Origin of the sequence: Rhodanobacter sp. OR87 (assembly GCF_000473345.1) — a bacterium.
GTDB classification, from domain to species: domain Bacteria; phylum Pseudomonadota; class Gammaproteobacteria; order Xanthomonadales; family Rhodanobacteraceae; genus Rhodanobacter; species Rhodanobacter denitrificans.
On the sequence record NZ_AXBJ01000017.1, the window covers coordinates 26145 to 38515 of the forward strand.

Here is a 12371-nt window from a genome sequence, read left to right on the forward strand (position 1 = left end):
TCACCCGCAAAGTGTGGCGCCGCGCATCAGGCCTGCGCGGCGAGTTGATCCAGCGCCGCGCGCAACTGCGCCAGCGCTTCATCGCGCGCCTGCTCGTCGCGGTAATCGGGCGTGCTGGCGACCGTCTCGCCGTCCAGCTCCAGGCTCATGCCCTGCGCCCGAAGCTGCAACACGGCTGCCACGGCGCCCAATGCCCCGAGCCGCTTCTGCAGCGCGCCGGCCGCCTTCGGGTCGGCGAACGGCTTGGACAGCAGCAACTCCTCGCCATCGGCGGAGAACAGTCGGAAGCGGAAGCTGCCGTCGGCGTCGCGGAAGCTGGCGAAGCGCGGCGCCTTGTCGGGTTTCGCCGCCGCGGCCGCCTGCCCGGCGCGCACCGGCGCGGTGGTCATCGCGCGCAGGCCCAGCACTTCGCGCAGCGCGGCCAGCTTCGGCGTGGCGATCGCGCGCGCCTTCTGTGCGCCCTGTTGCAGGATGGTCTCGATCGCGGCCGGGTCGGCCATCAGCGCCTCGTAGCGTTCGCGCATCGGCGCCACGTCGGCCTCGATGCGCTCGTACAGCGCCAGTTTCGCCTCGCCCCAGCCGCTGCCGTCCAGCAGGGCCTGGCGGAACGCCGCGGTCTCGGCCTCACTGGCGAATGCGCGGAAGATGGTGAACAGTGCGCTGTCGTCCGGATCCTTCGGCTCGCCGGGCGCGCGCGAATCGGTGACGATGCGCATGATCGCCTCGCGCAGCTGCTTCTTGCCGCCGGCGAACAGCGGGATGGTGTTGTCGTAGCTCTTCGACATCTTACGGCCGTCGAGCCCCGGCAGCGTGGCCACCTGCTCCTCGATCAGCGCCTCCGGCAGCACGAAGAACTCGTGGCCGTGCAGATGGTTGAAGCGCTGGCCGAGGTCGCGCGCCATCTCGATGTGCTGGATCTGGTCGCGCCCCACCGGCACCTGGTTGGCGTCGAACGCCAGGATGTCGGCCGCCATCAGCACCGGGTACATGTACAGGCCGGCGGTGATGCCCGCATCGGCGTCCTCGCCCGCCGCGGCGTTCTTGTCCACCGCCGCCTTGTACGCGTGCGCGCGGTTGAGCATGCCCTTGGAGGCGATGCAGGTGAGGAACCAGGTCAGCTCCGGGATTTCGGGGATGTCCGACTGGCGGTAGAAGGTGACCCGCTGCGGGTCGAGCCCGGCGGCCAGCCAACTGGCGGCGATCTCCAGCCGCGAGCGCTCGATCCGCGCGGCGTCGTCGCTCTTGATCAGCGCGTGGTAGTCGGCGAGGAAGAAGAACGCATCCACGTCGTCGCGCCGGCTGGCTTCGACCGCCGGGCGAATCGCGCCCACGTAATTGCCCAGGTGCGGGGTGCCGGTGGTGGTGATGCCGGTGAGGACTCGGGTGTTCATGCTGCGCCGCGCAGGGAAAACGCCAGTCTACGACATCCGGCAAAACGGCTCGACCGAGCGGCCCGCCGTCCACCATGGTCGGCGTTGCCCCTTGCCAAAAAAATCACATGGGCGAGTCCAGATTCTGCCAACCCTGACCATGGCGATGGAGATCCGACTCATGAGCGGAAAGTTCACCTTGTTTAGCGGCAAGAACGGCGAGGCCTACTTCAACCTCAGGGCCGGCAACGGCGAGATCATCCTCAAGAGCGAGGGTTACAAGGACAAGGCCAGCGCACGCAACGGCGTCGAGTCGGTGCGCAAGAACGCGCCGGATGCGGCACGCTACGAGAAAAAGACCTCGGTCGGCGGCAAGTTCCACTTCAGCCTGAAGGCGGCCAACCACCAGATCATCGGCAGCAGCGAGATGTACGAGAGCGAGAGCGAGCGCGACGCCGGCATCGCCTCGGTGATGGCGAACGCGCCGGACGCCAAACTCGTCGAGGAGTGAGCGGCCCTTCGACGCGACCCGCCGGGTCGCGTCGAAGGGCCTCGATCCACTTCAGCGGATCAGCGTGGATTTGCCGAACAGCGATTCGACCAGGTCCACCGCCAGCTTCGCGGTCTGGTTGCGCTTGTCGAAGGCCGGGTTCAGTTCGACGATGTCCAGCGACCTCACCCGGCCGGTATCGGCGAGCATTTCCATGCACAGTTGCGCCTCGCGGTAATCCGGCCCGCCGCGCACGGTGGTGCCCACGCCCGGCGCGATGCTGGGGTCGAGGAAGTCGACGTCGAAGCTCACGTGCAGGTGGGTGTTCTCGTCGATTCCGGCCAGCGCCTCTTCCATCACGCGCTTCATGCCGATCTCGTCGATGTGGCGCATGTCGTGCACCTGCATGTGCGCCTCGCGCACCAGCCGCTTTTCGCCCTCGTCGACCGAACGGATGCCGACGTAGCGGAACACGTCCGGCGTGGTCGCCGGCACGCTGCCGCCCAAGTCGATCAGCCCGGCCGGGCCGATGCCGCACAGGCAGGCCACCGGCATGCCATGGATGTTGCCGGTGGGCGTGGCCTGCGCCGTGTTGAAGTCGGTGTGCGCATCCAGCCACAGCACGCGCAACTGCTTGCCTTCGTCGTGGCAATGACGCGCCACCGCCGAGATCGAGCCGATCGCCAGGCAGTGGTCGCCGCCGAGCATGATCGGCAGGCGGCCAGCCTGAAGCTCCTGGTGAACAGCCGTATGGACGGCCGTATTCCAGGCCACCACCTCATCCAGATGCCGGTAGCCGTGCTCAGGTGGCAGCCACGGATTGAGCGGCCCCTGCAGGTTGCCGCGGTCGATCACCTTCAGTCCGCGGCGCTCCAGCTTCGCCGCCAGGTTGGCTACCCGCAGCGCTTCCGGCCCCATCGCGGCACCCCGATGGCCGGCGCCGATGTCGGTCGGCACGCCGATCAATGAAACGGTCTGATTGCCCATGATCCGTGTCTACCTGCCATGCATCGCGGCGGCCGCGCGGCCTGGGCCGTCGCACGCCGCCGACGTCGGAACGACAGCCGGCGAAGGGGCGTTCCGCCACCATCCCGAACGAGTCACCGCCGTCCCAGTGAGAAGGGTACTCGCGACACGAACCGTCGCGAACGAGCCGAAAGTCTACCGGAACAGGCCCGCCGACGCCCGGACCGGCACGGCCGCACCGGCAAGATGCCTGTCGATGGTCGCCCCCATGGCGTTCCACTCAACGCCGCTGCCGGCTCGCGCCGTAATCGCAGCTGCCGGTGCGCCGGCCGGCGTAGGTCATGTCCATCACCACGCTTTGGCCGCCCATGTTGCTGTTAGCGTGGACGCTGCCCCGGATGTCGTCGTTGGGCAGCAGCTCGAAGCGCGCATCGCCGGTCATCGTCGGCGGATTTCCGCCGCAAACCAGGTGGTAGCTGACGACGCTGCCGAGCTGCCGGTAGTCGCTGACCACGCACTTCTGCTGATGCTGCAGCATGGCGCGCATGTCATGGTCCGTGGAGGCGCACACCTCCTGCGTGGTCGTGCGCGCCGGCAAGTCGCCCGCGCCCGATACCTGCATCTTCATGGTGACCGTCATCGTCATCATGTTGCCGGAACCCGACTGCGCCAGCGCCATGGTGGTCCATAAGGTGAACGCGCCCAGGCCGAAGCGGCGCAAGATGGACGAAACGTGCATGGGCATCCTCCGGCTCGATCTGGAAAGGCGCCGCCGCCGGGCCGATGCACGACCGCGGCGATCGCATCCGTTGCATCCACGCTGGCTGCCCGAACCGGCGCGCTCGTCGGTCAGCGGCATCCCGTATGGCGACTTCGTGCCAACTCGTCCTCGCGGCGCGATCGCGCGCCCGGATTCCACGACACCAGATCCCCGGCATTCCGGGGCGGTGAGGCGGCGGGCTTGGCATCCCGAATGATTTTCCCCAGCAGCATCCCTGCAAACAGCGACACTCCACGCCAGAAGGCGGAATGCGCAAGAAGCGTTTGCATGTCGATCACCCCGAGCTGCCCCTGCGCAGCCGTCGAGTGGATCGTAGCAAGCTTTCATGTGGCGTGCATGCCCAACGCCGGCCATGGGGCCGTTGGCAAACCGCCCGTCGACGGCCGGCGTAGTGCACACGATTGAGACCCCGCAAGCACGCCACGACATGGCACGCCGATCATGCCTCGCAGCGGAGTGCGCGGCCGCTGGCGCGACAGCACGCCCGGGATTGCGGCAGGCCGGTGGCGTCAGGCCACGACGCGCTGCGGGCTGGCGGTCCCCGCATAGTGCGCCAGGGTGATGGTGAACTCCGCACAGGCCATCTCGACACTGACCGTGCGGCCAGAATTGGCGTGCTCTTCCCGCGCCAGTCCGCGCGCCAGCCGGATCGCATGCGTGAAGCGCAGCTTGTCGTACAGCACGGCCTCCCCGCTGCAGATGCGCCACAAGCCATGGCGGCTTTCCTTGATCGACAGAACCATGCGCATCGCTGCACTCCCGGACAGAGGAATCGCCCGGAGCCCCACCCGAGCCCCCTTGCCGACGGGTGATGCTGTGCCTCCGGTCTTTGCCCAGTCTGCATCGCGCGGCCCGCTGCGTATGTCGGCGCGCACCTAGGGCTGGCGTACGCAAACGGCCCGGAGAGAGCCCCGGCCCCGGCCGGCTCCGTGCTTTCGCCGCTCCGCTCAGCCAGCCTGGCAAAGACTCTGTTGTTCCGGATGCGGTACCCGGCCGTACCGGGCGAGGATGATCGGTTCCGAGTACTCGCCGCGGTCGATGTCGGCCGCCTGTGCGTAAACCAGCACGCCCTCACGTTGTCTGGCCAGCATTTCACCGCGCGTGCGCGCCAGTTGCTCCATGCCGTGAAGAATCGGTTTGTCCGCGACGACGTCGCCGTCCACCTCGTGAAAGCCCTGCACCACGTAAAGCGTACCCATGATGTGCCCTCGCGCATGCCCCCGGCCATGCGACGGTGAACAGGCGGAAGTAGAGAGATCGCGATGGTTTCGTTAAGACCGGGTTGAAGCGTTCAGCCTGGGGCGGGCGCTCGTCGCGGTGCCACCGACCGCGGAGAAAAAGACGGGCGAGTGGCCAGGCGGATGGCTGGAAGCTGGTGCCGGCAGCAGGAATCGAACCCGCGACCTACTGATTACAAATCAGTTGCTCTACCAACTGAGCTATGCCGGCGAAGGCGATGGATTCTAGCAGGGCACATCACGGCGCGTGTTCAGAAGCAGCCGGTGTCGTGTGCGTCGATGCCGGCGGTGCGGACACGGCTGCGCCAGTCGAAATTGCCGCCGTCGGCGACCACCAGATCCAGCCAGTATTCGGGCACGCTCTCGCTGCGCTCGCTCATGCGGGCGGGAAAGCCGGCCGCAGTGACTTCGTCGCGGCGTTTGCGCGCATTCGCCGGGTCCTTGAACAGGCCCAGCGAGATCGTGTTGGGCTGGTCGCCGGAGCTGACCACGAAGTAGTCGTCGATGTTGCGCGCCGCCAGCTGGCGCGCCACCGCCAGCGCCTGCGCGCGGCTGCCGGCGGCCGGCAGGTAGACCCACCAGCCGCTGGTCTGGCTGGCCTGTTCCTGGCGCGAACGCATTCGCGTGGCCTGCGCGGACAGCGCCTGGCGCGCATTGCGCAGGTCCTGCGGGGTGGCGAACGGACCCAGCGCCAGGCAGCTGTAAACGAGATTGCGCGGTGGCGTCACCGTCGGAGGCACGGCTGCCGACGCCGTCGCTGCCGGGCCGGACTCGGGCAGTTCCGACAGCAGGCGCAGTTCCGCCACGCCGGGGTCGCTGGGCATGCCGCCGCGGGCATACGGCTGCCCCAGCAGCAGCCAGGCGCCCACCGCGATGTTCAGCGCGGTCAACAACACGAACAGCAGACGCAGGAACATCGAACCCCCATCAACCGGCAGCGGGCACCATTCTAGACGGACGGCCCGGGCGTCATGACGCATCGGCCCACACGGCGAGGCCGCGCAGCACGCTGTCCGGACTCAGCCGGGTCGGCAGTGACAGCAGCGGCAACAGCGATGCGGCATCGCCGCCGCCGAGGATCAGCTGCGGCGTCGCGCCCAGCCGCGCCGTGGCCCGGGTCGCGAAGCGTTCGACCAGCGCGGCCGCCGCGTGCCAGCAACCCGAAGCCACCGCGTCGGCGGTGTTGTCGGCCAGCTCCACGACCACACCCGGCCGCTCCGGCCGCACCTGCGCGGTGGCACCCAGCAGCGACTGCTGCATCAGCGCCGGGCCTGGCGCGATCAGGCCGCCCAGGTGCCGGCCATCGGCCGCCAGCGCATCCAGCGTGAGCGCGGTACCGACGCCGGCCAGCAGGCACGGCGCGTGGCCGTCGGCATGCGCCGCCACCATCGCCAGGAACCGGTCCACGCCGAGCCGCTGCGGCTCAGCGTACGCGTTGCGCACGCCGCAGGCATGCGCCGGCGTGCGCAGCCAGGTCGGCGCGCAATCGAACAGGCGCTGCGCCACGGCTTCCACCTGCGCTTCGCGCGCGGCATCGACGACCGACGCCGCAAGCACCCGCGCCGGCCGCGGCAAACCGGCCCAGGCCGATGCCAGCGCGGCCGCCGGGTGATCCTGCCAGTCCACCGCACCGCGTGCCAGCCAGCCTTCCGGCTGCGCCTGCAGCGCCCACTTCAGCCGCGTGTTGCCGAGGTCGAGCAGCAGCCTCATGCGCGGCGCACCGTGACGTCCGCGCTGTCGATCCGGCGCATGCTGCCATCGGCCATGCGCACCTGCAGCGCGCCGCGCCCGTCCACGCCAGCGCCCACGCCGTCGAACACGCCCGGTGCCCCACTCAGCTGCAGCGGCTGGTCGCGCAGCAGGTCGTGGCGCGCGTAGTCATCGACGAACGCGGCGAAGCCCTCGCGCTCGAACTGCCGCAGTCCCTCGACCAGCACCTGGACCAGCGCCGCCGCGGCGCGGTTGCGGTCCGGCGGCGTGCCGCCGGCCAGGGTGGCCAGGTCGCAGGCCGGCTGCCCGGCCTGTTCGCGCAGTGCCGGCGTCAGTCGCAGGTTGAGACCAATGCCGATGATCGCCGCGCACGGCCCCTGGTATTCGCCGCTCAGCTCGACCAGGATGCCGCCCAGTTTGCCGCCGGCCCGGTCGCCGCCGACGGCGAGCACGTCGTTCGGCCACTTCAGCCCGGCTCCGGCGATGCCCAGCTGCTCCAGCGCGCGCAGCACCATCACGCCGACCGCCAGCGACAATCCGCTCAGCGCGGCACACCCGGACTCGAAACGCTTGAGGCAGGACAGGTACAGGTTCAGCCCGGGCGGCGACAGCCACGTGCGTCCACGCCGGCCGCGCCCGGCTCGCTGGGTCTCGGCCAGCACGATGCTGAAGTCCTTCGCCGCGTTGCCACGACGCTGCAGTTCGCTGGAGGTGGAATCGAGTTCCCAGTGCACCTCCAGCGCCCCCAGCGAGCGCGCCAGCGGCGTCGGCAGGGCGGCGCGGATCCGCTTCGCATCCAGCATCTGCAACGGCCAGGGCAGGCGATAACCTGTGGTGCCGCGCGCCTCGATCGGCACGCCACGGGCGCGCAGGGCCTCGACCTGCTTCCAGATTGCCGCGCGGGTCACCCCGGTCCGCGCGGCAAGGCCGGCACCGGACAGTGATTCACCTTCGGCGAGCAGGGCCAGCAATTCGGCCGGCTGCATCAGCAGGCCCCGGAAAGGGCTGCGGCGGCGCGGCGGCGGCAAAAGGAGGGATGGTAGGGCAGCTCAGGCATCGGCGGATTCTAGCCCGGCCGGTCGCCCCTGCGGCATCCCGCGGGCGGGTCGGCAGCACTGGTACGGCGTCGGTGTTTCTGAGACGATCAGGACCCTCGCTTGAGGGTCAGGGAGTTCGATCGCCATGCGTGCCACCCATTGGCTTATCGGTTGCGCCTTGTGCATCGCCGGGCTCGGCGGCGCGGCGGCCACGAGTCTGGACGCCACCCAGGACCTGGACAGCTCCTCGCACGCCACGCTCGACAACGCCAGTTCCCATGACGGCAACAGCAGCGGTGGCGACGTGCTGGGGCTGAGCCGCGACTGCCCGCCGGCCGGCAGCAACGACAATACCGGTGGCAATGCCGGCAACGGCAGCACCCGCTCCGGCGGTGCTTCCTCCGGGCCGGCGCCGGCCCGCCGGCCGCATCTGGGCTGGCAATCGCTGCTGCCTGGCTCGATCCAGTAACGCCCGGCGTCATGCCGGGGCCATGGTGGCAATCGCTGCGGGCGCGTTTTGAACCGGCGCCGATTGCCGACCCACTGTGGCGACGCGCGCTGGCCGGCTGCCCGCTGGCACGCCGGCTCGACCCCGAACGGCAACTCCAACTGCGCCGGCTGTCCGCCCTGTTCCTCGCGCGCAAGCGCTTCCATGCCCTGGCCGGCGCCGTGCTGGACGACTACTGGCGCCTGCTGATCGCCATGCAGGCCTGCCTGCCGGCGTTGCAGCAAGGGGGCGCCAGCCTGCGCGGCTGGCATGAGGTGCTGATCTACCCGGGCGAGTTCAAGGTGCGCCGCAGCCACCACGACGACCGCACCGGCGTGGTCACCGAAGGCGACGAGGTCCGCATCGGCGAGGCGTGGGAACGCGGCCCGCTGGTGCTGTCGCTGGCCGATGTGCAGCTGGACCTGGAGCAGCCGTGGGACGGCTACAACGTGGTCGTGCACGAGATGGCGCACAAGCTGGACATGCTCGACGGGCCGCCCGATGGCGTGCCGCCGCTGGTGGACATTCCGCGGCGGCGCTGGATCCAGCAATTCCAGCAGGCCTACGACCGCCTGGTCGCCACGCCGCCAGACCGCTGCAACAGCCCGATCGACCACTACGCCACCGAAAGCGCCGCCGAGTACTTTGCCGTGGTCAGCGAATTGCACTACTCGCAACCGGTGCTGCTGCGCGAGGCCGAGCCGGCGGTCGCCGAATTGCTGGAAGCCTACTACGGCCGCTCGCCCGCCGAAGGCCGCGAACCGGTGGGCTTCTGCCGCGCGCGCTGAGCGCCCCGCGGAGCCGGCTCAGCTTGCTGCCAGCCTCACGCTGAAGCGCGCGCCGCCTAATTCCGGCGAACGGTCGACCACCAGTTCGCCCTGATAGGCATGCACGATGTCCTGCACGATCGACAGGCCGATGCCGTGGCCCTGCACCCGCTCGTCGCCGCGCACGCCCCGCTGCAATACCTTCTCGATCTGGTCTTCGGCAATGCCCGGGCCGTCGTCTTCCACGCTCAGCCACAGGCCGGGGCGCTTGCGGCCGGATTGCGGCTGCATCTTCACCACCAGCAGCACGCGGTGGCCGGCCCACTTGAACGCGTTCTCCAGCAGGTTGCCCATCAGCTCCAGCAGGTCGCCCTGCTCGCCGTAGAACACCGCACCGTCCTCGATGTCGAATTCGCAGAGAACATTTTTGGCCGCGTAGACCTTCTCCAGGCCCTGCACCAGGTCCTCGGCATGGCCGGCGATCGGCACCGCGCTGGCGAAGGTCTGCCGGCCGGAGGTGGCGGCGCGCGACAGCTGGTAGGCGACCAGTTCGTTCATCCGCCGCACCTGGTCGAGCACGCTGGCGCGCCGCGCCGCCTCGTCGCCGGTGGTCGGCGACTCCAGCTGCGAGCGGATCACCGCCAGCGGCGTCTTCAGGCTGTGCGCCAGGTCGGCCAGGGTATGCCGGTAGCGCGTGCGCTGCTCGCGCTCGTTGGTGATGAACGCGTTGATGCGCTCGGTCAGGCCGGTCAGCTCCAGCGGGTACTGGCTGTCCAACTGCTCGCTGTCGCCGCGTTCGACCCGGCTCATGTCGCTGGCCACCTTGCGCAGCGGGGTCAGGCTCCAGCGCAGCAGCAGCAGCTGCAGCACGATCAGCATCACGCCGAGGATCGACAGCCACACCACCAAGGTATGGCGGAACACTGCGTTCTCGCCCTCGAGCTGGTCCTCGGTTTGCGCCACCAGCACGGTGAGCCGCACCGATTTCCTGTCCACGGTGTCCAGCGCCACGCCGTAGCTGTAGTAGTACAGCCGGCCCATGTGGGTGTCGATCGGCCCCACGAACTGGCTCTGGCCCGGCTCCAGCGGCCTGAGGAACGCGAAATCGCGACCAATCGCCGACGAGGATTCCCAGCGGTAGCCGTGGTCGCCCAGCGCCACCGCGTACAGGCCCGAGCCCGGCTGCGAGAAGTTCGGGTTCGGCGAGGTCTCCGGCGGCAACAGCCTGCCGTACCGGTTGACGTCGGTACTGGTGATGTACGCGATGGCGAAACTCTCGAGCCGGTCGTGCAGCGTGCGCAGCGCGCGCGCCTTGTTGGTCTGGGTCAGGGTCAGCCCGACCAGGCCGAGGAAGCCGGCCAGCACGAGCGTGGTGGCGATCGCCGCGCGTGCCGCCAGCGACAGCGGGCGGCGCGGCGATCCACGCTCATTCGTCGTCGCCGTCGGTGCGCGGGATGGCAAAGCGGTATCCGCGTCCACGTACCGTCTCGATGGGTTTGAGGGTGCCTTCCGGGTCGAGTTTGCGCCGCAGACGGCCGATGAACACTTCCAGCACGTTGGAATCGCGGTCGAAATCCTGCTGGTAGATGTGCTCGGTGAGGTCGGCCTTGGACACCAGCTCGCCGGCGTGCAGCATCAGGTATTCCAGCACCTTGTACTCGTAGCTGGTCAGGTCGACCGGCTTGCCTTCCACCATCACCGTCTGCGCGGTGGTGTCCAGCTTGATCATGCCGCAGGCCAGGATCGGCTTCGACCAGCCGCTGGCGCGACGCACCAGCGCATTGATGCGCGCCAGCAGTTCCTCGACGTGGAACGGCTTGACCAGATAGTCGTCGGCGCCGTACTTCAGCCCCTCGACCTTGTCCTGCCAGCTGCCCCGCGCAGTGAGGATCAGGATCGGGTAGCGCTGGCCGTGCTCGCGCAGCGCCTTGACCAGTTCCATGCCGGACATCTTGGGCAGGCCCAGATCGATGATCGCCAGGTCGAACGGCACCTCGCGGCCGAGGTAGATGCCCTCCTCGCCGTCCTGCGCCGCATCGACGGCGAAGCCGTCGCGTTTCAGGCGTGCCGCCAGCGTCTCGCGCAACGGCGCCTCGTCCTCCACCAGCAGGATGCGCATATCAGCGTTTCTCCTTGCGGCCCGCATTCTTGGCGGGCGAGTTCTTGGTTGATTGGGCAGATGACGGATTCTTGCCCGATTCTGAAGAGACCACCATCACCTTGACGTGACCGTCCGGGGTGAGCACCTTGATGCGGTATTCCTGCCGGCGCCCGACCCCCCGCTGCTCGGCCGACAATACCTTGCCGCCGGTCTCCTGCTGCACCTGGAGTACCGCCTGGTCCAGCGTCACCGTCGCCTCGGCCGACTGCGCCAGGGCCGACCCGAACACGCCGACGAACAGCGATATGAGCAGAGCCGAGATGAAGTTTTTGTGCGTCGTCATGCGTGAAGTTTCCACCCGGCCCTTGCCCAGGCGCCCAGCCTAGGCAGTCGGGCCTGAATACTGACCGGACGGGCGGCGGCTGTCACGCCGCCGCCGCGCAGGGCGCCATCGCCTGCTCCAGCAGCGCCCAGCCGGCGCCCGGCAGGTGTGCGCCTTCGCTGAGCGTGCGGCGGAACGCGCGCGCTCCCGGCTCACCCTGGTACAGGCCGAGCAGGTGCCGACTGATGTGTTTCAGCGCGGTGCCGCGCGCCAACTCGGCCTCCACGTAGGGACGCAGGCGCTGCAGCACGTCTTCGCGGCGGGGCAGCGGCTCGTCGTGCAGCGCGTGTTCGAGCTGCGCCAGCAGGTACGGGGCGTGGTAGGCGGCGCGGCCCAGCATCACGCCGTCCAGCTGTGCCAGGTGCGAACGCACCTGGTCCACCGTGCTGATACCGCCGTTGATCACCACTACCAGCGGCGGAAACTCGCGCTTGAGCCGGTACACGCGCGCATAGTCCAGCGGCGGGACCTCGCGGTTCTCCTTCGGGCTGAGGCCTTTCAGCCAGGCCTTGCGCGCGTGCACCACCAGCACCTCGACGCCAGCCTCCAGCATCAGTTCGGTGAACTGCTGCAGGCCGGCGTAGTCGTCCTGGTCGTCCACGCCGATGCGGCACTTCACCGTCACCGGCACGCTTACCGCGTCGCGCATCGCCTTCACGCAGTCGGCGACCAGCGCCGGCTCGTACATCAGGCAGGCACCGAAGCGACCCGACTGCACGCGGTCGGACGGGCAGCCCACATTGAGGTTGATCTCGTCGTAACCCGCCTCCGCACCCAGGCGCGCCGCCTGCGCCAGTTCGTACGGCTCGCTGCCACCCAACTGCAGCGCCAGCGGATGCTCCTGCTGGCTGTGCTCGAGCAGGCGCAGCTGTTTGCCGCGCACCAGCGCCGCGCTGGTCACCATCTCGGTATACAGCCGCGCGCGCGGCGACAGCAGCCGGTGGAAGTAGCGGCAGTGCCGGTCGGTCCAGTCCATCATCGGCGCCACCGAAAGCTGCCAGGGCGGGGCGCGGTGGTGGTTTTCGGCCATATTCGGAACATC

Annotated in this window: 16 protein-coding genes and 1 tRNA gene; 3 read left to right on the forward strand and 14 right to left on the reverse strand. The window is 69.1% G+C overall.

Annotated elements, in window-relative coordinates:
* Window positions 1–26: 26 nt before the first annotated feature.
* Entirely contained in the window at window positions 27–1391 is a 1365-nt protein-coding gene (locus tag RHOOR87_RS0113310) for a tryptophan--tRNA ligase (protein ID WP_007512589.1), read from the reverse strand.
* A gap of 160 nt (window positions 1392–1551) precedes the next feature.
* Here RHOOR87_RS0113310 and RHOOR87_RS0113315 point away from each other — a divergent pair, with 160 nt between their 5' ends.
* Window positions 1552–1881, forward strand: coding sequence for a YegP family protein (locus tag RHOOR87_RS0113315; protein ID WP_027485289.1), 330 nt, complete (start codon window positions 1552–1554; stop codon window positions 1879–1881).
* Between the two features lie 51 nt (window positions 1882–1932).
* Here RHOOR87_RS0113315 and rocF read toward each other — a convergent pair whose 3' ends face one another.
* From rocF to RHOOR87_RS0113355, 9 genes are all read right to left on the reverse strand, one after another.
* A complete protein-coding gene (rocF, locus tag RHOOR87_RS0113320) occupies window positions 1933–2847 on the reverse strand; it encodes an arginase (RefSeq protein WP_027485290.1) in 915 nt (304 codons plus the stop codon).
* A gap of 259 nt (window positions 2848–3106) precedes the next feature.
* Complete coding sequence (locus tag RHOOR87_RS0113325; RefSeq protein ID WP_231381798.1) at window positions 3107–3685, reverse strand: DUF3617 family protein; 579 nt, start codon at window positions 3683–3685, stop codon at window positions 3107–3109.
* Window positions 3676–3885, reverse strand: coding sequence for a hypothetical protein (locus tag RHOOR87_RS20430; RefSeq protein ID WP_155950954.1), 210 nt, complete (start codon window positions 3883–3885; stop codon window positions 3676–3678). The genes RHOOR87_RS0113325 and RHOOR87_RS20430 overlap by 10 nt, the downstream gene beginning before the upstream one ends.
* Before the next feature lie 231 nt (window positions 3886–4116).
* Window positions 4117–4356 carry a hypothetical protein gene (locus RHOOR87_RS0113330; protein ID WP_027485292.1) on the reverse strand — a complete coding sequence of 80 codons (240 nt, stop codon included), beginning with the start codon at window positions 4354–4356 and terminating at the stop codon, window positions 4117–4119.
* Between the two features lie 198 nt (window positions 4357–4554).
* Entirely contained in the window at window positions 4555–4806 is a 252-nt protein-coding gene (locus tag RHOOR87_RS0113335) for a hypothetical protein (protein WP_015446743.1), read from the reverse strand.
* 174 nt (window positions 4807–4980) lie between these two features.
* Window positions 4981–5056, reverse strand: a tRNA-Thr gene (locus RHOOR87_RS0113340).
* 40 nt (window positions 5057–5096) lie between these two features.
* Window positions 5097–5762, reverse strand: a complete 666-nt coding sequence (locus RHOOR87_RS0113345; protein ID WP_027485293.1) for an SPOR domain-containing protein — start codon at window positions 5760–5762, stop codon at window positions 5097–5099.
* A gap of 52 nt (window positions 5763–5814) precedes the next feature.
* Window positions 5815–6555, reverse strand: a complete 741-nt coding sequence (locus tag RHOOR87_RS0113350) for a type III pantothenate kinase (protein ID WP_027485294.1) — start codon at window positions 6553–6555, stop codon at window positions 5815–5817.
* Window positions 6552–7541: a biotin--[acetyl-CoA-carboxylase] ligase gene (locus RHOOR87_RS0113355; RefSeq protein ID WP_015446740.1), complete on the reverse strand. Its 990-nt coding sequence runs from the start codon at window positions 7539–7541 to the stop codon at window positions 6552–6554. The genes RHOOR87_RS0113350 and RHOOR87_RS0113355 overlap by 4 nt, the downstream gene beginning before the upstream one ends.
* Window positions 7542–7737: 196 nt before the next feature.
* Between RHOOR87_RS0113355 and RHOOR87_RS0113360 the strand changes: the two genes are divergently transcribed.
* Complete coding sequence (locus RHOOR87_RS0113360; protein WP_027485295.1) at window positions 7738–8061, forward strand: hypothetical protein; 324 nt, start codon at window positions 7738–7740, stop codon at window positions 8059–8061.
* Window positions 8062–8072: 11 nt separating this feature from the next.
* A complete protein-coding gene (locus tag RHOOR87_RS19270; RefSeq protein ID WP_007512607.1) occupies window positions 8073–8867 on the forward strand; it encodes a M90 family metallopeptidase in 795 nt (264 codons plus the stop codon).
* An 18-nt stretch (window positions 8868–8885) separates the two neighbouring features.
* Here the strand turns inward: RHOOR87_RS19270 and RHOOR87_RS0113370 are convergent, their stop codons facing one another.
* From RHOOR87_RS0113370 to dusA, 4 genes are all read right to left on the reverse strand, one after another.
* Window positions 8886–10307 carry an ATP-binding protein gene (locus RHOOR87_RS0113370; protein ID WP_027485296.1) on the reverse strand — a complete coding sequence of 474 codons (1422 nt, stop codon included), beginning with the start codon at window positions 10305–10307 and terminating at the stop codon, window positions 8886–8888.
* A complete protein-coding gene (locus tag RHOOR87_RS0113375) occupies window positions 10273–10965 on the reverse strand; it encodes a response regulator transcription factor (RefSeq protein ID WP_015446736.1) in 693 nt (230 codons plus the stop codon). Before RHOOR87_RS0113375 ends, RHOOR87_RS0113370 begins: the two co-directional genes overlap by 35 nt.
* A gap of 1 nt (window position 10966) precedes the next feature.
* Window positions 10967–11290: a PepSY domain-containing protein gene (locus RHOOR87_RS0113380; protein WP_027485297.1), complete on the reverse strand. Its 324-nt coding sequence runs from the start codon at window positions 11288–11290 to the stop codon at window positions 10967–10969.
* Between the two features lie 82 nt (window positions 11291–11372).
* Window positions 11373–12359 (reverse strand): tRNA dihydrouridine(20/20a) synthase DusA, encoded by a 987-nt coding sequence (dusA, locus tag RHOOR87_RS0113385; RefSeq protein WP_027485298.1) that lies wholly within the window; start codon window positions 12357–12359, stop codon window positions 11373–11375.
* Between the last annotated feature and the right edge of the window lie 12 nt (window positions 12360–12371).

Excerpts from the sequence above, each read along its gene's own strand:
- RHOOR87_RS0113310 (WP_007512589.1), bottom strand. The coding sequence starts at position 1,391 with ATGAACACCCGAGTCCTCACCGGCATCACCACCACCGGCACCCCGCAC.
- RHOOR87_RS0113315 (WP_027485289.1), top strand. The coding sequence starts at position 1,552 with ATGAGCGGAAAGTTCACCTTGTTTAGCGGCAAGAACGGCGAGGCCTAC.
- rocF (WP_027485290.1), bottom strand. The coding sequence starts at position 2,847 with ATGGGCAATCAGACCGTTTCATTGATCGGCGTGCCGACCGACATCGGC.
- RHOOR87_RS0113325 (WP_231381798.1), bottom strand. The coding sequence starts at position 3,685 with ATGCCGCTGACCGACGAGCGCGCCGGTTCGGGCAGCCAGCGTGGATGC.
- RHOOR87_RS0113330 (WP_027485292.1), bottom strand. The coding sequence starts at position 4,356 with ATGCGCATGGTTCTGTCGATCAAGGAAAGCCGCCATGGCTTGTGGCGC.
- RHOOR87_RS0113335 (WP_015446743.1), bottom strand. The coding sequence starts at position 4,806 with ATGGGTACGCTTTACGTGGTGCAGGGCTTTCACGAGGTGGACGGCGAC.
- RHOOR87_RS0113345 (WP_027485293.1), bottom strand. The coding sequence starts at position 5,762 with ATGTTCCTGCGTCTGCTGTTCGTGTTGTTGACCGCGCTGAACATCGCG.
- RHOOR87_RS0113350 (WP_027485294.1), bottom strand. The coding sequence starts at position 6,555 with ATGAGGCTGCTGCTCGACCTCGGCAACACGCGGCTGAAGTGGGCGCTG.
- RHOOR87_RS0113355 (WP_015446740.1), bottom strand. The coding sequence starts at position 7,541 with ATGCAGCCGGCCGAATTGCTGGCCCTGCTCGCCGAAGGTGAATCACTG.
- RHOOR87_RS0113360 (WP_027485295.1), top strand. The coding sequence starts at position 7,738 with ATGCGTGCCACCCATTGGCTTATCGGTTGCGCCTTGTGCATCGCCGGG.
- RHOOR87_RS19270 (WP_007512607.1), top strand. The coding sequence starts at position 8,073 with ATGCCGGGGCCATGGTGGCAATCGCTGCGGGCGCGTTTTGAACCGGCG.
- RHOOR87_RS0113375 (WP_015446736.1), bottom strand. The coding sequence starts at position 10,965 with ATGCGCATCCTGCTGGTGGAGGACGAGGCGCCGTTGCGCGAGACGCTG.
- RHOOR87_RS0113380 (WP_027485297.1), bottom strand. The coding sequence starts at position 11,290 with ATGACGACGCACAAAAACTTCATCTCGGCTCTGCTCATATCGCTGTTC.
- dusA (WP_027485298.1), bottom strand. The coding sequence starts at position 12,359 with ATGGCCGAAAACCACCACCGCGCCCCGCCCTGGCAGCTTTCGGTGGCG.